This is a genomic window from Actinomyces sp. zg328 (genome assembly GCF_009829635.1).
Taxonomy (GTDB): domain Bacteria; phylum Actinomycetota; class Actinomycetes; order Actinomycetales; family Actinomycetaceae; genus Actinomyces; species Actinomyces marmotae.
On record NZ_VWPE01000001.1, the window covers coordinates 302,687 to 322,420 of the forward strand.

Consider the following 19,734-nt stretch of genomic DNA (forward strand, 5'->3'; position numbering starts at 1 on the left):
TGGGCGGTTCGGGCTCAACTGGGCGCCGCGCCGTCGAAGGTAGCGGCCGCGTGATCGGGGCCGAGATCGACGACGACGTGCACCTGCCCTCGTCCGGAGGCGGGGATCGTGAAGGCCTTCTCCACAGTCTGCGTCTCCCCCGGAGCGACGGAGTCGGGCACCTCGCCATAGGCGCTGACCAACTCAGCCGCCGGGGACTTGTCCGCGCCGTAGGTCACGGTGACCACGAGGCCGGACAGCGACAACTCCGATCCGGTGTTGTTCGTGATCTTCACCGGGATGACCACGCCCGGGCCACCGGTCTCCCCGGGGCCGGCCTTGAGATCCTCGGAGCGCATGGTGCCCAGCGCGATGTCGGCTCCATCCACGGTGCTCGTCTGGTCGGGGGCGACGGGAGGGAGCTCGTCAGCTGAGATGTCGCCCTGGCTCAGGGCCGTGGCATCCTGTGAGGCCTGCGCCGACGGCGTTTCGGGGCCGGTCGGCAGCGGCTCGCCCGTCACCGTGGGCTCCGCGCTACTGGCCGGGACCGCCGTGCTGGCGGTGGCGTCGGCGGTTGGCGAGGCGGATGACGCCGAGTCGGAGGCCTCACCGCTGGAGCAGGCCCCGAGCGCCAGGACCAGGGCCACGGAGAGGGCGAGGGGCGGGCGAGCCGCGCGACGCGGCGCGCCCATCCCCACAGGCCTCAGGTGGCGGCGCGTCATCAGCGCCATCCCCAGCCGCGGTTCCACCAGTCGTTCCAGCCACCGCGGCCCCACCAGTCATTCCAGTCGCCGTGACGGCCACCGCGGTCCCACCAGTCGTTCCAGTCGTCGTCGCGGTTGTCGCGGCCATCGCCCCTGCGGCCGTCGTGACCGCCCTTGCCGCCCTTGCCACCCTTGCCGCCCTTGCGGCCGTCGTGGCGATCGCCCTTGCGGCCGTCGTGACCGCCGTTGTCGTCGCCCTCGCCCTGCGGCGGGACCTCCGTGGAGTCGATGGCGAAGCGGACGAGGCCCTGCTGGCCCTTCTTGTTGACGCCGACGAACTCGCCGCCGTAGACGACGTACTTGTCGTTGCCCTCAACGGTCCAGGTGGCCTGACCCATGCCGGTGTACCTGCCGACGATGAAGTTGGGGCGGAAGTTCTGAAGCGCCGTCGTGGCCGGCTGGCCGGAGTAGTCGGTGTAGCCGCGGGCGTGGTTCCGCTGCACCGTGCCGGTGCGCCCGTTCACGTAGGCCAGGGCGTTGTAGTAACTCGTCGGCGCGGTGTCGCCGAAGCCGCCGATGTTGCGGCAGTCGTGCGGGTGGCCCGCGACGTAGACGACGCCGCCGGCGGGGAAGAGATCGTAGGTGTCGCCGTGGCAGTCGGCCATGTAGTCGAGGTCGCCGGTCGACCAGCTGGCGCGGAACAGGCCCTCGAAGCTGCCCTCCTGGGAGTAGGCGACGCCGTAGAGGCCCTGGCTGTCCGACTTCAGGGAGAAGATCGCGGCGTAGGTGCCGGAGTTGCGCACGACCGAGTTGATGTTGGTCGACTGGACGGCGCCGTCGCTGCCGAGGATCGCCAGGCCGGGGTGGGAGGAGCCGCCGACGTCGCGGAAGGAGCCGCCGATGGCCACCCGGCTGCCATCAGGGGCGACGGTGACGGTGCGGACGAGGCCGCGACCCACCCGGGGGGCGAATTCGGTCAGGGTCAGGGAGGGCAGGCTGACGGCGGCCACGCGGTAACGGGCCTTGTTGTTGACCTGGGTGAACGCGCCAGAGAAGTAGAGGGTGCCGCCGTCGGGGGAAACCTGGACGTCGCGGACCTCGGTGTTGGGGGAGATACCGAGGTTCACGCGCTTGCCGTCGGAGGCGTTCACAGCGCCGAGGCGGAAGGTGCTCTCGCCGTTGAGGCTGGTGAAGTTGCCGCCGAGGTAGAGGGTCTTGCCGTCCTTCGAGGCGTCAATGGAGTAGATGACGCCGTTGGTGGTGGGCGCCCAGTCGAGGAGGGCGCCGGTGGTGATGTCGTAGGCCATCGCGTTGGAGCGCGGGACCTCGTTCTGACCCTGAGCGGAACCGGCCGGACGCGCGCTTGAGAACTCTCCGACGGCGTAGACCGTATTGCCGACGATCTTCTGATCCCACACGACGCCGTTGATCTGGGCGGTCGGGAGGGGCGTTGGCGAAGCGATGGCGACCCCGCCCGCCGCACCCTGGGCGTCAGCGGCGTGGGCGGCCGGGCTCGTGAAGGGGAGGACTGGCAGCGCCGCCAGGGCGAGGGGGAGCGCGGAGGCCATGGCAAGCCTTCGGGCATGGCAACGTAGACGCATAGAGATATTCCGTTCAACGGTTGGGGATGCAGGGACACTTCTAGCGAGGGCGCCGAGCATCGCCGCGGGAGCTCGGATGGGGCCAGGCGCCACACTCGACAATAACACTCAGATAACTTTCAGGTTACGAAATCCGTCCTGGGAGTTCCCTAAATAACACGACCTTCGCCCATCCGGCGCCATCGAGAGCGCTCCGGACATCGCCCCATGTCAGGCGCACCTTACCGCCCTTTGAGCCAGCCATCCGCCCCCTGGCGTGCCCAAACCTCGCGGTCAACCCCGACCGCGACGCACGAGAACCCCGACAGGCCTATCGGGTGCGGCACCCCTTCCATTACTCTAGTGAGATGCAACACACTGGATCTGAATTAGCCAAGGAGTCATCATGCCCCGATCGTCCGCTCTGGCGCCCGTTGGCGCCCTCCTCCTCGCACTGACCCTGACCGCCTGCGGGGGCGGCGCCACCGGCACCGCCCCGGCCAGTGGTGGCACGGCATCCACCGCCAACGCCTCGGAGGCCGGCGCGCAGCCGCCCCAGGCCCCCACCCAAGCGCTCACCCAGGCCCCCACGCAGGCCTCGGAGGCCGGCGCGCAGCCGTCCCAGGCCCCCACCGAGCAGTGCGCGGCCATGGGGGACGCGACCGCCGTCGCCGGCTCCCTCGACGAAGTCCCGGCGCCCCCGGCGGGGATGAACTGGAGCCCCGGCGAGGCCGATCTGAGCACCTACGACCGCTGCGCGCCGCTGTCCTGGGTGACGCTGCCGGTCCACGGCGCCACCGCGTCGTCGCCCTACCAGATCATGCTCTTCCACCACGGCGAGTACGTCGGCACCGCGTCCCTTGAGTCCTACGGCTTCAAGCCCGCCGTAGAGCGCATCGACGACGCGACGATCCAGGCCACTTACACCTGGCCGAAGGACGGGGAGTCCAACGCCGGCGCGAGCGGCCGCTCCGTGTCCACCTTCACCTGGGACGACGCCTCGGGCAGCGTGACTCACAGCGGCGAGTGGCCGCCGAGCGCCGGCTGACCGGGCGCCGGATGATTCGCATCGCCCTCCCACGCGATGGGGCGGGGCTCCCGGGCTCGGTACCATGGCGGTGTTCCCATGAGACGGCCCCGCGCCGTCGCCCCGCCGGAGCCGCCCCGTCCAGCGTGCCCGGCCGTCCCAATCCTCCGGCGCACCGGCACGCTACGGGCCCGCGCCCCGCTTGAAAGGCCCCGACGTGATCACCTCCTCCCCCGACCGACTACGCATCGCGATGATCGGCACCCGCGGGGTGCCCGCCCGGTACGGGGGCTTCGAGACCGCCATCGAGGAGGTCGGCAGGCGCCTGGCCGCCAAGGGGCACAAGGTTCTCGTCTACTGCCGCAACCCCGAGCCCGGCACGCCCCTGCCCGAGAGGTACCTCGGCATGCGCCTCGTGGAGCTGCCCGCCATGCGCAAGCGCAGCCTTGAGACCCTCTCCCACACGGCCCTGAGCACCGTCCACCTCCTGCGCCGCGCACACCCCGACGCCGCCATCGTCTTCAACGCCGCTAACTCCCCCTTCCTGCCCGCCCTGCGCGCCGCCCGCATCCCGGTGGCCACGCATGTGGACGGCCTGGAGTGGCAGCGCGGAAAGTGGGGCCCCACCGGCAAGCGCTACTACCGGGCGGCCGAGGCCCTGGCCGTGCGCTACTCGGACGCGCTCATCGCCGACGCCCAGGGCATCGCCGACTACTACGACACCGAGTTCCACGCCCCCACCGACCTCATCGCCTACGGCGCCCCGCGCATCCACGCCGGCACCGACCGCCTGGCCGAGCTGGGCCTTGAAGCCGGCCGCTTCCACCTGGTGGTCGCCCGCTTCGAGGTGGAGAACCACGTGGATGTCGCGGTCGAGGGCTACGCGGCCTCCAGCGCCGAGCACCCGCTCGTCGTCGTCGGCTCAGCGCCCTACGCCAACGAGTACACCGAGCGGATCCACTCCCTGGCCGACGACCGCGTCCGGCTCCTCGGGGGCCTGTGGGACCAGGAGCTCCTCGACCAGCTCTACGGCGGGGCCGCGGTCTACCTCCACGGGCACTCCGTGGGTGGCACCAACCCCTCGCTGCTGCGCGCGATCGGGGCGGGGGCCGCCGTCGACGCCTTCGACGTCTCCTTCAACCGGGAGGTGCTCGGGCCCGCCGGCCGCTACTGGACCACCGCCGGTGACGTCCGCGCTCTCATCGAGTCCGCCGAGTCCGACCCGGCCGGCACGGCGGCGCGCGGCGAGCTCTCCCGGGAGCGGGCCGAGCGCTACGACTGGGATGCCGTCGCCGACTCCTACGAGGCGCTGTGCCGCCGCCTGGCCATCGGCGGCCCGGTGCACCACCGCCCCTCGGGACGCAGGACGGGGGCCTTCCCCGCATGAGCACGATCCTCGTCGCCCACCCCTCCCCCGACCTGTACGGCTCTGACCTGCAACTGGTCGAGACCATCCACGCGCTCGTCGACGCCGGCCACGTGGTCAAGGTGGCTCTGCCCGCCGACGGCCCGCTCGTCCCGGTGCTGCGCCAGGCCGGGGCCACGGTGGCGATCATCCCCTTCACCGTGCTGCGCAAGGCGCTGCTCAACCCGCGCGGGCTGGTGGGGCTTGGCGCGGGAGCGGGACCTGAGGCGCTGCGCCTGGCGAGGATCATCCGGTCCTCCGGGGCCCGGGTGGTGCTGACGAACACCGTGACGATCCCGACCTGGCCGCTGGCCGCGCGGCTCGCCGGCGTGCCGGCCATCGCCCACGCTCACGAGGCGGAGGACTCCCAGCCGCTCATCATCCGCGCCGGCCTCTACGCGCCGCTGCTGGCGGCGCGCACCGTCGTCGCCAACTCGGGGGCGACCCGGGACGTCCTGCTGTCCGCCCACCCCTTGCTCAAGAAGCGCACGCGAGTGATCCACAACGGCGTCCCCGGCCCCGAGCGGCCCCTCCCGGGGCCGCGGGATCGGGCGGCGGGCACCCCCTTCCGAGTGGCGCTCATCTCCCGGCTCTCACCCCGCAAGGGGATCGACATCGCCTTGGAGGCCATCGGCCTGCTCCGCGCCGAGGGCGTGGACGCGAGCCTCGTGGTGGCCGGATCCGTCTTCCCAGGATACGAGTGGTACGAGGAGCAGCTGCGGGAGCGGATCAGCCAGCCGGACCTGAGCGGCGCCGTCGAGTTGCTGGGCTACGTCAACCCGACCTGGCCCCTCCTGGCCGACGCTGATGCGGTCATCGTCCCCTCGCTGGGCGAGTCCTTCGGCAACACGGCCGCCGAGGCCCTGCACGCGGGGCGCCCGCTCGTGGCCTCGCGCGCCCAGGCCCTCAGGGAGGTCGTGCGCGATGGCGAGACGGGGCTGCTCGTCGACCCGGCGTCGCCGCAGGCCCTGGCGGCGGCGCTGGCCGAACTCGAGCGCGACCCCGCCCGGGCCCGCGGGCTCGCGGCGGCCGGGCAGGCGGACGCCGCCGAGCGCTTCTCCGTGGAGCGCTACCGCAGCGAGATCGTCGACGCCGTCGAGTCCCTCCTCCAGTAACCCCCATCCTCCATCGCCGAGACCGGTCGAAAATAGGAGCGAGACCGGTTCGCGGATCGGTCTCGCTCCTATTTTCGACCGGTCTCGGCGATGGGGCGGGGCGGGAAGGGGCGGGGTGTCAGAGGGCTCGCATGTCCCGGTACCACTTGGGCAGGGCCAGGGCGAGGTAGCCGGCCGACCCCAGGAGCATGAACGCGTAGATCACGAGGAAGGGCTCTGGCGCCCAGCGCAGCGCGAGCACGATGCACAGCAGCCCGTAGTCCGTGGGCGCGGACAGGATCGACTTGAGCATCCCCGCGCGCCCCTCATCCTTGGCCAGCGGGGTCCCACCGTTGTAGCGCAGCTGGTAGGTCAGGATGTAGGTGAAGAAGTGGACGTTCTGCACGGCGCTGTAGGCCAGCGGCAGAAGCAGCAGGGCCGGCCGGGAGGCGACGACGTCGGCGAAGCGGAACAGTGAGATCGCGATGGCCAGGTGGAGGCTGGAGAGCTTGATCGCGTCGGCGACGTGATCAAGCCACTCCCCCGCCTTCGAGCCGCCGTGGCGGAGCCTGGCGAGCTGGCCGTCGGCGGAGTCGAGCGCGTAGCCGAGCACAAGCAAGCCCGCCGTCACGAGCGCGGCCCACACGGTCAGCGGCAGGGCGGCGATGAGGATGATGCCGGTCATCGTGCAGGCCGCGGACAGGATGGTGACCTGGTCCGGGGTGGCGCCCAGGCGGTGCGCGACGGCGGCCAGCACCCTTCCCAGCGGGCGGTTGACCAGGCGCGAGTACAGGGGGGCGCCCGCCTTGGCCTTCTGCGCGGTAGACAGCGCCCGAATCGACTCACCGATGCTGGGGCGCGCGCCACCGGCGGGGCCGGGACTCACTGGCTTCGAGGTTCTCATGAGGTCTCCAAGTATGCGGGTAGGGGATCAGGCGGTGGTGGGACGGGCCTCGTCGGCGGGAGTCCCGCCCCCCTCACCGGCCCGGCGACGGCGCGCCAGGTCGCGCCGCACCCACCACAGGTAGGGGATGGACTGGCAGATGAACACGGAGATGACGGAGCCCAAGACGGGTCCGGCCGCGCCGAAGGGCGCGATGAGGACCCAGGACAGGGCGAAGTTGGCGGGGACGAGCACGAGGACGGGGGCCACCTGGAAGCGCAGGCCGCGCGGGTCCGTCATGTACATGCCCAACGGGTACTTGGCGGCCTCAACGACGACCGACACGGCGAAGGCCACGATGAGCAGCGTCGGCAGGTGGATGGCGCCGTCGGACAGGATGTCCGCGGCCCAGGGGGCCAGCAGCGCCATGACAAGCGACATCACCCCAGCGACGCAGGCGAAGACCCCCGAGGGCTTGAGGGGGCTGGCGATCCGCCCGGCCGAGCGGGCCCTCGCGAATACCGGCCACATGGCCACGCCGGCGGCGACGACGGTCTGCGTGAGCAGGTTGAACAGCGTGTTGGCCAGGTTGTACTGCGCGAGCGCGTCGGAGGCGCCCAGGTGGCTGAGGAGGATGCGGTCGGTCTGGAAGGCGATGGGCAGGACGAGCGACTGCAAGAGCTGGGGACCGGCGGTGTTGATGACCTTGACGCCGGGGACCTCTCGCAGCCGGGGCACGTCGCGCGCGGCCTGCCGGAGGAGGGGGCCGGTGGCCCGCCAGGCCACGATGATGCAGATGATCGAGACCAGCGTGTTGGCCAGGTAGGAGTAGATGGACACGGCGTTGCCCGAGTCCATGCGGGTGACGATGGCCAGCATGAGGAGAGTCGTCATCGCCGGGGAGACGACGCCGGAGCTGATGACCTGGGTGGCCGATCGGCCGAGCCCGACGACGATGCGCTGCCCCACGCTCAGCGGCAGGGCGAGCGCGTAGATGAGGAGGCAGATGGTGGCGGTGGCGCCGCCGCCATCCATGAGCCGGGCGCCAAGCAGGGTGGGCCACGCCCCCAGGAGCTGGATGACGATGCCCCCGGTGCAGATGACCACCGTGGAGACGAGCAGGACGCGGATGGCGGTGGTCAGGGTGCGGCGCAGCGCGGAGTCATGAGCGGGATCGGTAGAGCCGGCGACGACGTTGAGGATGACCGCGCCGATGCCCAGGTCGGTGAAGGGCAGGAGGGTGGGGAAGGTCGCCAGCAGGCCGTACTGGGCGTAGGCGTCGGCGCCGAAGTGGCTGAGGATCAGCCGGGTGTTGATGAGGCCGAAGACGCCTGCGACGACCATGACGACCATCTTCGCGCCGGCTGTTCGGCCGACCGAGGCCCATGGCCCGGATCTCCGGGGGGCGGGCTGGATGGGCATAGCGGTACCTCGTTGCAACAGGGCAGGGACCAGCGTCAGAGACGCCGTGGGAACGGGCAGACTCTAGCAGCCGGTCTTCCCGAGGCCCGATGGCCCCTGGGCTTTTGGCGCCATTCCGTGATCGACGGCGCTCCCCCGCTGGTCCCAGGCCCCGCGGCCCACGACGGCGGCGCATCTCACACAGGGATCGCTCAGCGGCGAAGCCACAGGCCAGAGGTCTGGACCATTTTCGCACCAAGAGGCCCGAACGATCACCCTGGCCGGCGATCACCACAGACCACGCAGCCTTTCACGGCCACTCCGGCGGCCCCCGCTGCCGGAGGGCATCAATCGCACACACGTGCGATACGACATTGCCCAAGGAGTGCGCCTGGGAGATAGAATCTGCTTAGAACCCCGAATCAAGCCCACTGGCGACGACTCCGACCCGTCGCTCCCACGAAAAGGTCTGACCTTCAGGCTCCCAGCGGGTCGCTCCCTGCAACTTCACCCTATGACACCTAGCCTGACCTGGACATTTCCACCCTCTGGGTCTCTCCCCGAACATCCCTCGCATACTTCAACAGGAGCCCTGATGTACCTGAATGATGTTGCGGCCACTATCAGGCCGGAGACCGGTCTGCCCTTGGCGCGCCTCCCCCTCGCCGAGACCACGCACGGCCGTCTCGCATGGTCCTCCATGCGCCGCGACCTCCTGGCCTGGATCGTGCTCAGCGACCTCGTCGCGATCGCCATCCCCTCCTGGATCGCCCTACCCCTCGGCGGGGCCGAGGCCACCCTGGCCGCCATGACCATCGGCATCCTCATCATCATCGGCGCCTGGGCCCTGGGCGGACTGGGCACCGCCGCTGTTGACCACGGCTCCATCCCGCTGCCCACGCTCTTCGGCCTCCACGCGCTGGCCCTGCCGGTCAGCCTCCTGGCCCACCGGGCCCTGGGCTCCCCCCTCGGGCCGATCGCCGTGACCTGCCTGCTGGCCGCCCAGTTCGTCCTCATCCTGATGGGCAGGGTGATCGAGTCCAGCCATCTCCGTCGTCGCCGCATGGACGGCCACGCCCTGCGCCGCACCCTCATCGTCATGGGCCCCGGCGCCGAGCCGATGCTCCATGAGATGCGCCGCCACCCCGCCGACGGCTTCCTCGTCATCGGCTACCTCTCCTCCGGCGCCCCCGGGAGCCTGCGCAACGCGATGGCGGTTCCGGACGCCGACGACCTGGCCCAGATGGTCTGCGAGGAGATGATCGACGTCGTCATGACGCTCGGCGCGGTCGCCCCCGACGACCTGCGCTCCCTCATGCGCGGGCTGGAGGGCACCCACGTGCGCCTCATCGTCGCCCCCGGCCTCCAGGACGTCGTCCCGAGCCGCCTGACGGGCCTGCCGGTCACGCACGGCTGGACGGCGCTCATCGGCGTCAAGACCCGCCGCACCCGCGAATTCGGCAAGAAGGTCGTCGACCGGCTCGTCGGCCTGGCGCTCCTGCTCATCGCCTCGCCGATCATCGGGATCGCAGCCCTGGCCGTGCGCCTGGAGTCGCCCGGCAGCCCCTTCTACTCCCAGACCCGCGTGGGCCTGGGCGGCACACACTTCACGATGTGGAAGCTGCGCTCCATGTACGCCGACGCCGACGCCCGCCGGGCCGCGCTCATCGCCCGGGGCGGCGACTCGGGCAACCAGGTCCTGTTCAAGGACTCCCGCGACCCGCGGATCACCCGCGTGGGCCGGATCCTGCGCCGCACCTCCCTGGACGAGCTCCCCCAGCTCATCAACGTCGTGCGCGGCGAGATGAGCCTGGTGGGCCCCCGGCCGGCCCTGCCCAGTGAGGTCGCCCGGTACGACAGCGAGGCGCGCCGCCGTCTCCTCGTGCGCCCCGGCATGACCGGCCTGTGGCAGGTCTCGGGCCGCTCGGACCTGTCCTGGAGCTCGACCGTGGCCCTCGACCGCCACTACGTCGAGAACCGCGGCGCGCTGATCGACGCCAAGATCCTGGCCGCCACCGCGCGCGCCGTCACCGGCGGGAAGGGAGCCTACTGATGATCGTCGGCTATGTGCCCGGTGGCTTCGACATGCTTCACGTCGGCCATCTCAATATCCTCACAACTGCGGCCGCGCACTGTGACCGCCTCATCGCCGGAGTGGCCACGGACGCCTCCCTGGAACGGATGAAAGGCCGAGGTCCGATCGTGCCCCAGCACGAGCGGATGGCCCTCGTCCAGGCCCTGCGGATGGTCGATCACGTCATCCTCGATCACGATCAGGACAAGCGTCTGGCCTGGCGAACCGCGCCATTCGATGTACTCTTCAAGGGAACGGACTGGCGCGGCACCGACAAGGGCCGACTGCTCGAAGAGCAGATGGCGGAGGTCGGCGCCCGCGTTGTCTACCTGCCGTACACGCCGACGACCTCGTCGACGATGCTGCGCAGGGCCCTCCTCCAGGAGGTCGCGTCGCCCGAGCCCGAGGCCGGGGCAGCAGCGGCCACTGCGTGAGGGGCGGTACCAAGATCTCCGACGCGAAGGGAAAGCGCGCGTGACCGCCACCACCACTCAGGCGCCGAAGCGGGACCAGCGACAGGCAGCCCCCGGTCCCGCGCTCCCGGCGTCCCCGAAGGCCCGCCTCCTCGCCGTCATCATCGACATCCTCCTGGGCCTGGCGATCGGCACCATCATCACGCTGCTCGCCAAGGGGGCGCTGGGCTTCCTGATCACCGCGGGTGTCACCGCGGTGGGGCTCCTCCTCGCCCGATTCGCCCTCATCGCGACCACGGGCTGGACGCCCGGCGGCAGGATCGCCGGGGTGCGGATGGTGGACGCCTCTAATGACAACCCCTCTCTCGTGGGGGCCTTCGTCCACACCGACCTCATCCTCATTACCGCTGGCCTCGGCGGCCTGTTCATGCTGCGCAGCGCGGCGAGGGACCCCGAGGGGATGGGCTGGCACGACCGCCTGAGCCGCATGCGCCTGATCTCCACGAAGCACTCCAGTTCCTTCGCCCCGCCCGGCGGAGTCAGCGGCCCGTGCTCCGCCCCCAGCGGCCCGGCCGCCTCCCCGGCCAGTTCCCCGGCCGACGAGCCAACGGCGATGATGACGCCGTCAGCCGTGCCCTCCGTGGAGCATCTTGCGGGCGCCACCGGTGAGACCTTGGCCGCCCCCTCGCCGACCACCCCCTCGGCGGTGCCGTCGGTCCCGGCGGCCAGTTCTTCGGCGGCGGGGACGGGCTCCGATCCCGCCTCCCGCTTGCGCCACTCGATTCGCCACCCCACGCGCCGCCCCCACGAGCGCTCCTCCTCGCGCGCGCAGGAGCCCGGCGCCGTGGCGATCCTGGGCTCCATACCCTGGTCGGGGGAGGCCCCCGAGCTCGACAGCCCCACGCTCGACGGCAGTGGCTTGGACGCCCTGAACGCCGGCCTCGTCGTCGGTTCGGTGGCCCCCGCCCCCGACGGCGGCGCCACCGGGCCCGTCATCGACGCCGAGACCCCCGAGGCCGACTCGGCGCCCGCTGAGGCGCCGGCCCTCACCACCACGAGCGCGCCCGTCACCCGCGCCCCCAGCGCGAGCACGGCAAGCGCCGCGAGCGCGCCGATCGCGCCACGCGTCGGGCGGGGGCACGGCGCTCCTCCCCCGACGGAGCCGGTCGATCTGCGCCACATGGACCTGGGGGCGCACTCTGATGGCGAGGACTCCCTGGACTCCACCGTCCAGTCCATCCGCATGCCCTCCGCGATCGAGGACACCGGCGCCACCGCCATCCTCGTCCCCGAGCGGGATGGGGGGGAGATCGCGCTGGCCGGCGTCGTCGTCCTGGGCCGCGACCCGGTGACCTCGCCGGAGCACCCCGAGGCGAGCCTCCTCGTGCTGCGCGGGACCTCGCTGTCCATCTCCAAGACCCATGCCCTGCTCATCCCGGTTGTCGACGGCCTGTGGGTGACCGACCTGCACTCCACCAACGGCACCACCATCGTCCATGGGGGCACCTCGCGCCGCGCGGTCCCGGGGATCCCAGAACCTGTGTTTCCCGGCGATCGCGTTCTCTTCGGCAAGGTGGGGTACCGTGTCAAGGACTAGCCGGTACTAGCGCCCGAAGGCCCATGGACCGGCAATCGGCGCGCGGTCAACAGTTGCCGCCCGGGATGAGGCGGCGTGAGCGCTGACGCGCAGAGGCGACGACGAGGAAAACGAGGAAGCAGGACAACGATGGAGATCGCCGTTCGACCCGACCCGCGCGACTGGATCGTCATCCCCACCTACCCGGCACCGGGATGGGCGCGGATCGAGGCGCGACGACGGGCCGCGGGGGCCTTAGACCCCTCGGCCGAGCCCTTCCTGCTACAGGTCCTGGAGGGCCTCTCGCGCGCTGATCGGCTCGGCTCCGAGGCCCGTGTCGTCAGGTGCGAGGCCGGCCGCCCGGAGTTCGTCGTCGATCTGGCGATCGTCCCCGCCACTGACGACTCCTCCAAGGCCGGGCGGCACAGCGCCCAGAAGGCCGTCCTGGAGTCCCTCATCCCGGAGGCCGAGCCCCAGCGGCTGCGCCCCGCCCCGGATATGGCCGGCTTCTGGGCCATAAGCCCGGACGCCCACGCCCATCCGCAGGCGGCGATCATCCTGCGGATGGCGGGCCTGCCCACGATCCCCGCCGACCTCATCATGCGGGTGTGGGGATCGATCCCCGAGCAGTTGCGCCAGGCCGTCGATGAGGCGATCTCCCTGGCCGGCCGCGTCGTGCCCGCCGAGGCCTGAGGCGCGGCCCCCTGCGCCGATCCCCATGACCCCCAAGCGCACCCGGATGAGCGCCAGCCAGCGGCGCGAGCAACTCATTGCCGTGGCGCGCGCCCTGTTCGCGGACAGGGGCTTCGAGGGCACGAGCATCGAGGAGATCGCTCACCGGGCCACGGTCTCCAAGCCGGTGGTCTATGAGCACTTCGGCGGCAAGCAGGGCCTTTACGCCGTCATCGTGGACCGCGAGTTGACGATGATCTCCTCCACGATCACCGAGGCGCTGCGCTCCTCAAGCAGTCCCTCGGTGATCGTCGAGCGCGCGGCGCTGGCCCTGCTGACCTACATCGAGAACTCGCCCGACGGCTTCCGCCTGCTGTTGGCGGGCAGTGACCGCGCCGCGGGGACGTACTCCACGCTCCTGTCCGATGTCGCCATCCAGGTCTCCGGCATCCTCGCCGCACAGTTCCGCGCCCACGGGCTTGAGGCCTCCACCGCGCCGCTGTACGCCCAGATGCTCGTCGGCATCGTCGCCATGCCGGCCCAGTGGTGGCTGGAGGACCGCTCCATGAGCAAGGAAGCGGTGGCGGCCCACATGGTCAACCTCGCTTGGAATGGCTTGCGGGGCCTCCAGCCAGATCCGGCGCTGCGCCACCCGCCGGCGCTTTCGTGACACCCCGCCGTAGAGTCTGTGGGCCCCGCCACCGGGAAGATCACGAGGCAGCGGCAGACGAGCCCAGGGGGAGGACACCGGCGGGGGCGCGCCCGTAGAATGGATGGCGAATCCCGGTAGTGGGCTCGGCCCTGTTCACCCGAGCACGCGATCCCTTCCCGATTGGAGCCATCCCCGTGCCCTCCTCCATCGTCCGCACCCTGAGCGGCCGGATCCGACGCCGCGGCGCCAGCGCCCTGGCCGCCCTATGCGCGGCGGCCCTGGGCATGGCCGCCGTGCAGCACCAGGGCATCGCCCAGCAGGATCTCGACCTCCACGACAACGGCGTCTGGGTGACCTCGACGTCGAAGCACCTCGTGGCCCGCATCAACGCCTCCTCCCATGAGGCGGATGGAGTCATTCGCACGACGTCGTCGGACTTCGACGTCAGCCAGAACGGCGAGAACGTCCTGGTCTCCAACGTCTCCGGGAAATCGGTGGACAAGGTCGATCCGGCGCTGGTCTCCAGCGCGTCGGTGGGCACCCTGCCCGCCGGGACCACGATCGCCCAGGGCGCGGACCGCGTCATCGCGATCAACTCGACCGCCGGCACCGTCAGCGGCGCCCTGGCCAGCCAGGCCGGCCTCGTCACCAGCGGCTCGGCCTCCCACATCATCTCCGACTCCCCCGGCCTCCTGGCGACGATCGGCACCGACGGCACCATCCACGCCCTGTCCCCCTCCACCGGGTCCCTCACCACGGCGACGGCGACGGCCACCTCCTGGGCGGCCCCCACCTCGACCACGCTGACGCTGTCGGCCGGCGCGGACGCCACCCTCACCGCCGTCGGCTCCAAGCCGATCGTCCTGGAGCGCGGCACCGGCATCCTCCACCTGCCCGGGGGCGGCACCATCGACCTGGGTGAGACGGGGCTGACCCTCCAGCAGCCCGGGCCGGACGCCTCCAGCGTGCTCGTCGCCTCGCGCACGGAGCTCATCAGCGTGCCCCTCGACGGCTCGTCGCCCACGCGCACCCCCTCGGCGGCCAAGGGTGACGCCGCCCCGGGAGTCGCCGCCCGCCCCGTCCGCCTGGGCAACTGCTCCTACGCGGCCTGGTCCTCCTCCGGGCAGTTCCTGCGGATGTGCGGCTCCTCGTCTCCCGAGTACATCCACGACAACGCCCTGGCCTCCTCGACCACCCCGACCTTCCGCACCAACCGCGACGCGATCGTCCTCAACGACACGACGATCGGCACCGTGTGGCTGCCCGACCGGAACCTCGCCCAGGCCGACGAGTGGACCGAGAACTCCGGGCACTCCAGTGACGACGCCACCCCGGACGAGAACGCCAAGGACACCACCCAGGACCCCGCCCAGACGCCCAACCGCGATGAGGAGCACCCGCCGGACGCCGTCGACGACTCCTTCGGCGTGCGCGCCGGGCGCACGACGATCCTCCCGGTCCTGGCCAACGACTCCGACCCCGACGGCGATGTCCTGACCGCCGTGCCGGGCGATGTCGGCTCGACGGCGACGGTGACCCAGGTCCAGGGCGGCCTCGCCCTGGCGATCAAGGTCCCCCCGGACGCCACCGGGACACTCACCGTGCCCTATACGGCCAACGATGGGCGCGGTATGTCCGACTCCGCCGTCGCCACGGTGACGATCCGCCCCGATTCGGAGAACTCCGGGCCCGAGCAGCAGGCCACCCAGACCCTCAAGCTCGCCGAGGGCGGCACGGACTCCCTGTCCGTCCTGTCCAACTGGCGCGACCCCGACGGCGATGACCTGCACCTGGTCTCCGCCACCGGCGTCGGGCTGGAGACCCGCATCACCCCCGAGGGACTGCTCACCGTCACCGAGTTGAACGGCGGCACGGGGCCCCGCGAGCTGACCCTCGTCGTCTCCGATGGCCGCACCACCACCGAGGGCAAGTTGACGGTCGACGTCGTCCCGGCGGCCGACGCCGCGCCCGCGACCCACGCGGACCACGCTCGCGGCGTCGTCGGGCAGCCGGTGTCCATCTCCCCGCTCGCCAACGACTCCTCGCCGACCTCCACGCCCCTGCGCCTCGGCTCGATCAGTGAGGCGCCCCCGGGCACGACCGTCACGAAGGACCAGGCCGCCGGCACTGTCAACTTCACCGCCCAGAAAGCGGGCACCTACTACCTCGACTACGAGGCCTCCGACGGCACCTCCCTGGCCAAGGGGCTCATCCGCGTGGACATCGCCGAGGCCTCGGAGCCCTCGGCGGCGCCCATCGTGGAGGACGACACCGTCTTCCTCGCCCCGGGCGGCTCAGTGACCGTCAATCCCCTGGCCAATGACTCCGATCCCGCCGGAGGAGTGCTTGTGGCCGTCTCGGCCACCACGCCGCCCGGATCCGGGGTGAGCGCGACCGTCATCGATCACTCCCTCGTGCGGATCTCCGCCGTCGGCGAGGTCCAGGGCAAGATAACGGCCGAGTACACGGTCTCCAACGGCACGTCCACGGCCACCGGCAAGATAACCATCGTGCCCCTGTCCGACTCGACCTCCCAGGCGCCGGTCGCCGTCAATGACACGGCCGTCGTGCGCGTCGGCGACATTGTCACCGTGCCGGTCCTTGAGAACGACTCCTCCCCCTCGGGCCTGTCCCTGAAGACCACCGGCAAACTCACCGTCCCGGACGACTCGCTGGGCACCGCCTGGATCAACCAGGACAAGCTGCGCTTCAAGGCCGGGCAGACCCCCGGCACCACGGAGGTGTCCTACACGGTCGAGGACTCCGCCGGGCAGACGGCCACGGCCACGGTCACCATCGAGGTGCGCGAGCGAGACGACGCCGCGAACGCCGCCCCGGAGCCGCGCCCGGTGACGGCGGCCACCATCGCCGGCAAGAAGGCCTTGTTGACGGTTCCCCTGGACCAGATCGACCCCGACGGCGACTCCGCGACCCTCACCGGTCTGGCGACCCAGCCCACCAAGGGCAGCGTCGAGATCAAGGGCGACATGCTCGTCTACACCGCCTTCGAGGGCTCCAGCGGTACCGACTCCTTCACCTACACGGTCACCGACCACCTGGGTGCCACGGCCACGGGCACGGCGCGGGTCGGCATCGCCGCCCCCACAGCCGTCAACACGCCCCCCAAGACCACCGACGACCTGGTGACCGCCAAGCCCGGCCGCAAGGTGAGGGTGGACGTGACCGCCAACGACTGGGACTCCGATGACGACCCGGTCACCCTGGCCGGCGAGCCCACGAGCGAGGACCCGGCGCTGACGGCGAAGGCCGTGAACGGCCAGGTCGCCCTGGACCTGCCCGAGAAGGAGGGCAACTACACCGTCCACTACACGGCCACCGACTCTCGCGGGGGGACCGCGCTGGGCACCCTCACGGCGCAGGTACGCGCCGATGCCCCACCGCAGGCGCCCATCGCCGCTGACGACGCGGTGACGCTGTCCGATATCGACGCCTCGGGCACGGCCCTTGTGGACGTGCTCAAGAACGACTCGGACCCCGACGGGAGCCCGGAGACGCTCAAGGTGTCGAGCTCGGACCCGAATGCCACGGTGGAGGGCAATGCCCTGCGCGTCGCCGTCACCGACCACGCGCAGTTCATCCTCTACACGGTTACCGACCCCGACGGCCTCACGGGCCAGGCGGTGGTCTTCGTGCCCGCCGCCTCCGCCCTGGTCCCGCAGCTCAACCGCTCGACGACCCCGGTGAGGATCCCGGCGGACGCGACCACCTCCGTCCCGCTGGCCTCCCACATCCTCACCCGCGCGGGCACCTCGCCCATCATCGGGGACAAGTCCTCGATCTCGGCCGGTGCCGGGCTGTCCTCGGTCAGCGCGGAGGGCAACGGCTCGCTGTCCGTGACGCCCTCCCCGGGCTTCACGGGGCAGACCTCCGTGACCCTCACCGTGACCGACGGGACGGGCGACGACGCGCTCAGCACCACGCTGAACCTGCCGATCCTCGTGGAGCCGAAGGAGAACCGCCCTCCCAGGTTCACCCCGACGGCGCTGACGGTCGCACCCAACGAGAATCCCGTCAGCGTGGACCTGGCCACCATGGCCTCCGATCCCGACGGCGATTCCCTCACCTACACGATCGGCCCGGCGCCGGCCGGCTTCACGGCCTCCCTGTCGGGCTCGACCCTGACCGTGGGCGCGGATGCCACGACGGCGACCGGCACGACGGGCTCCCTGCTGGTGACCGTCTCCGATAGCAAGAACCCGGAGGTGTCGGCGAGCCTGCCACTGGCGGTGAGCGCCTCGACGCGCCCGCGCATCACGACGACCCCGGCGAGGCAGACCTCCCACGGCGAGCCGGTGACCGTGGACGTGAGCGGCTACGTGTCCAACCCCTTCCCGGGCCAGGGCATCACCCTGTCCGGATCCCCCACGATCACCTCGGGGCAGGGCTCTGTGACCGCCTCGGGCACCTCCCTGACGATCACGCCGGCGGCCGGCGCCACGGGTGACATCGTGGCCCGCTACCAGGTGCTCGACGCCACGGGCGCCGCGGATCGCGCCGCCACCGGCACGGTGACGGTCACCGTGGCCTCCGCGCCCTCCGCGCCCACACGGGTGGTTGCCGAGCCGCGCGATTTCAGTTCGGCCAGGGTGACGTGGGCCCCGGGCAGCGCCAACGGGAGCCCCATCACGAGTTACACCCTCACCGAGGTGGGCGGCGCGGGCTCCTGGAGTTGCACGGGCAGCCCGTGCTACGCCACGGGCCTGACCTCCGGCAGGTCCTACGCCTTCGAGGTGACGGCCACGAACGCCAACGGCACCTCTTCCGCGGGCCGTTCCAACACCGTCACCCTGGGGCCGTCCGCGCCGGGCGCCCCCACCGGCGTGCGCCTCCAGGCCGGCGAGGGGACGCTCACCGCCTCATGGACCCCGGGGGCCGCCGTGCCGGGCACCCAGACCACCTACCGCGTGGTCTTCCACTCCGAGAGCGGCGACATCACCCGCACGACGACCGGCACCTCGCTGACCATCGGCGCGGCCGACGGCGTGAAGGCGGGCAGCTCCTACTCCGTGACGGTCACGGCCATCGCCAGCTCGGGAGGCGCGGAGGTCGGCTCCTCCAAGAGCGCCAGTTCCGGCTCCTCAGCGACGCCCTACGGCAAGCCGGGCCCCTTCGAGATCACCCACGTCGTCCAGACGGGCTCCGGGGTGACGGTCTACTGGCAGCCGGCCAACCCGAATCACGCGGGCCCGGTGTCCTACACGGTGAGTGTCACGGGCCCGGAGTCCCGCACGGTCAACGCGGGCTCCGCCCTGTCGACCCCGATCAGCCTCTCGACGGCGGGGACCTACACCTTCCGCGTGAGGGCGACGACGAAGGCCGGCTCGACGGACTCCTTGAACACCAAGGGCATCAACCTCACCCTGAACCCGCTTCCCCCCACGGGGCTGTCCGCCTCTGCCTCATCGGACGTCCCCAACCAGATCTCCGCCTCCGCGACCCCTCAGGCCGGCAATGGCTGGAGCGCGAGCGACCTCACCGTCGAATACAGCGTCGACGGCGGCCGCAGGTGGAAGTCCTCGCCGACCTTCGATGGTCTCGCCGCCGGCCGCGTGACCGTGGAGGCCCGCGCCTACGGCATTCAGGATGGCAGCAAGGTCTACTCCGAGTCCGTATCCACCTCCGCCACGGTCGTCGGCAATCCCACCGACCCGGATGTGAAATGCGATTCCTTGGCCAGCGATGGCACTCTGACGTGCTCGTGGTACCCCTCGTCGCACTCTGGCGACCCCGATGATTCGCATATCAGATATTCGGCTTACGAGACTGGGGGCTCCGAGGCCCGGCTCCCCAGAGGGACGGAGATTAACGACCTGGAAAAGGCGCACAAATCCCTGACGACGACCGTTCCCGAGGGGGAGAGCCGCGGCTGGTGCGTCGTGGCGACCAACAGCTACGGGTTCTCCAGCAGGGACTGCGAGTACAAGACCCGACTGCAGAAGGCGGAGCCCCGCCCCGCGGCCCCTCAGCCCCGCACCCTGCCGATCAACGCCACGAGCCCGTACGCCTCCTGCACCGTGATCGAGGCGGCCAATGCCGGGTACTCCCAGGATGCCTGCCGGCGCGCCCTCCTGGACTTGTCGAGTTTCCCCGCGGGGAGCAAGGTCAGGTGCGAGTTCAACGACACCAATGTCTGGCCGCAAAAAGGCCCGTTCGACACCCAGCCGAACTCCACCGGCACTGCGCAGTGGCTCGGCTACGTCCTGACAAACAACCCCAAGTTGACCGCCAGTTGCCACATAGTGGAGTGACCCGA

General features: G+C 71.2%; 13 protein-coding genes. 9 read left to right on the plus strand and 4 right to left on the minus strand.

All coding sequences use genetic code 11. From position 1 onward, the window contains the following. Window positions 1-14: 14 nt before the first annotated feature. Window positions 15-701 carry a hypothetical protein gene (locus tag GVV75_RS01255; RefSeq protein WP_236266021.1) on the minus strand — a complete coding sequence of 229 codons (687 nt, stop codon included), beginning with the start codon at window positions 699-701 and terminating at the stop codon, window positions 15-17. Continuing rightward, entirely contained in the window at window positions 701-2,251 is a 1,551-nt protein-coding gene (locus GVV75_RS01260; protein ID WP_236266022.1) for a hypothetical protein, read from the minus strand. The genes GVV75_RS01255 and GVV75_RS01260 overlap by 1 nt, the downstream gene beginning before the upstream one ends. 418 nt (window positions 2,252-2,669) lie before the next feature. Between GVV75_RS01260 and GVV75_RS01265 the strand changes: the two genes are divergently transcribed. From GVV75_RS01265 to GVV75_RS01275, 3 genes are all read left to right on the plus strand, one after another. After that, window positions 2,670-3,311 (plus strand): LppP/LprE family lipoprotein, encoded by a 642-nt coding sequence (locus GVV75_RS01265; RefSeq protein WP_159813124.1) that lies wholly within the window; start codon window positions 2,670-2,672, stop codon window positions 3,309-3,311. 232 nt (window positions 3,312-3,543) lie between these two features. Further along, on the plus strand, window positions 3,544-4,677 hold the full coding sequence (locus tag GVV75_RS01270) for a DUF1972 domain-containing protein (protein ID WP_413227762.1): 1,134 nt from the start codon (window positions 3,544-3,546) through the stop codon (window positions 4,675-4,677). Then, window positions 4,674-5,810, plus strand: coding sequence for a glycosyltransferase family 4 protein (locus tag GVV75_RS01275; RefSeq protein WP_159813126.1), 1,137 nt, complete (start codon window positions 4,674-4,676; stop codon window positions 5,808-5,810). Before GVV75_RS01270 ends, GVV75_RS01275 begins: the two co-directional genes overlap by 4 nt. Window positions 5,811-5,928: 118 nt before the next feature. Here GVV75_RS01275 and GVV75_RS01280 read toward each other — a convergent pair whose 3' ends face one another. Both GVV75_RS01280 and GVV75_RS01285 read right to left on the minus strand, forming a co-directional pair. Further along, window positions 5,929-6,693 (minus strand): CDP-alcohol phosphatidyltransferase family protein, encoded by a 765-nt coding sequence (locus GVV75_RS01280; protein WP_159626654.1) that lies wholly within the window; start codon window positions 6,691-6,693, stop codon window positions 5,929-5,931. Between the two features lie 27 nt (window positions 6,694-6,720). Then, on the minus strand, window positions 6,721-8,016 hold the full coding sequence (locus tag GVV75_RS01285; protein WP_201288679.1) for an oligosaccharide flippase family protein: 1,296 nt from the start codon (window positions 8,014-8,016) through the stop codon (window positions 6,721-6,723). Between the two features lie 652 nt (window positions 8,017-8,668). Here GVV75_RS01285 and GVV75_RS01290 point away from each other — a divergent pair. The 6 genes from GVV75_RS01290 to GVV75_RS01315 all read left to right on the plus strand — a co-directional run bounded on the left by GVV75_RS01290 (window position 8,669) and on the right by GVV75_RS01315 (window position 19,729). Continuing rightward, the gene (locus GVV75_RS01290; protein WP_235925299.1) at window positions 8,669-10,126 is read left to right on the plus strand and encodes a sugar transferase; all 1,458 of its coding nucleotides are present in this window, start codon (window positions 8,669-8,671) and stop codon (window positions 10,124-10,126) included. Beyond that, window positions 10,126-10,581 carry an adenylyltransferase/cytidyltransferase family protein gene (locus GVV75_RS01295; RefSeq protein ID WP_159524489.1) on the plus strand — a complete coding sequence of 152 codons (456 nt, stop codon included), beginning with the start codon at window positions 10,126-10,128 and terminating at the stop codon, window positions 10,579-10,581. Before GVV75_RS01290 ends, GVV75_RS01295 begins: the two co-directional genes overlap by 1 nt. A gap of 40 nt (window positions 10,582-10,621) precedes the next feature. Beyond that, complete coding sequence (locus tag GVV75_RS01300; protein ID WP_159813130.1) at window positions 10,622-12,157, plus strand: RDD family protein; 1,536 nt, start codon at window positions 10,622-10,624, stop codon at window positions 12,155-12,157. A gap of 129 nt (window positions 12,158-12,286) precedes the next feature. Further along, window positions 12,287-12,829, plus strand: coding sequence for a hypothetical protein (locus tag GVV75_RS01305; protein WP_159524491.1), 543 nt, complete (start codon window positions 12,287-12,289; stop codon window positions 12,827-12,829). Window positions 12,830-12,854: 25 nt separating this feature from the next. After that, window positions 12,855-13,478: a TetR/AcrR family transcriptional regulator gene (locus GVV75_RS01310; RefSeq protein WP_159813132.1), complete on the plus strand. Its 624-nt coding sequence runs from the start codon at window positions 12,855-12,857 to the stop codon at window positions 13,476-13,478. 176 nt (window positions 13,479-13,654) lie between these two features. After that, window positions 13,655-19,729 carry an Ig-like domain-containing protein gene (locus GVV75_RS01315; RefSeq protein WP_159813134.1) on the plus strand — a complete coding sequence of 2,025 codons (6,075 nt, stop codon included), beginning with the start codon at window positions 13,655-13,657 and terminating at the stop codon, window positions 19,727-19,729. Window positions 19,730-19,734 lie beyond the last annotated feature (5 nt).

What these genes read in the sequence shown, in the direction of transcription:
- GVV75_RS01290 (WP_235925299.1), top strand. Translation starts at nt 8,669, where the DNA reads ATGTACCTGAATGATGTTGCGGCCACTATCAGGCCGGAGACCGGTCTG.
- GVV75_RS01275 (WP_159813126.1), top strand. Translation starts at nt 4,674, where the DNA reads ATGAGCACGATCCTCGTCGCCCACCCCTCCCCCGACCTGTACGGCTCT.
- GVV75_RS01265 (WP_159813124.1), top strand. Translation starts at nt 2,670, where the DNA reads ATGCCCCGATCGTCCGCTCTGGCGCCCGTTGGCGCCCTCCTCCTCGCA.
- GVV75_RS01270 (WP_413227762.1), top strand. Translation starts at nt 3,544, where the DNA reads ATGATCGGCACCCGCGGGGTGCCCGCCCGGTACGGGGGCTTCGAGACC.
- GVV75_RS01280 (WP_159626654.1), bottom strand. Translation starts at nt 6,693, where the DNA reads ATGAGAACCTCGAAGCCAGTGAGTCCCGGCCCCGCCGGTGGCGCGCGC.
- GVV75_RS01255 (WP_236266021.1), bottom strand. Translation starts at nt 701, where the DNA reads ATGACGCGCCGCCACCTGAGGCCTGTGGGGATGGGCGCGCCGCGTCGC.
- GVV75_RS01295 (WP_159524489.1), top strand. Translation starts at nt 10,126, where the DNA reads ATGATCGTCGGCTATGTGCCCGGTGGCTTCGACATGCTTCACGTCGGC.
- GVV75_RS01260 (WP_236266022.1), bottom strand. Translation starts at nt 2,251, where the DNA reads ATGGCCTCCGCGCTCCCCCTCGCCCTGGCGGCGCTGCCAGTCCTCCCC.
- GVV75_RS01305 (WP_159524491.1), top strand. Translation starts at nt 12,287, where the DNA reads ATGGAGATCGCCGTTCGACCCGACCCGCGCGACTGGATCGTCATCCCC.
- GVV75_RS01310 (WP_159813132.1), top strand. Translation starts at nt 12,855, where the DNA reads ATGACCCCCAAGCGCACCCGGATGAGCGCCAGCCAGCGGCGCGAGCAA.
- GVV75_RS01285 (WP_201288679.1), bottom strand. Translation starts at nt 8,016, where the DNA reads ATGGTCGTCGCAGGCGTCTTCGGCCTCATCAACACCCGGCTGATCCTC.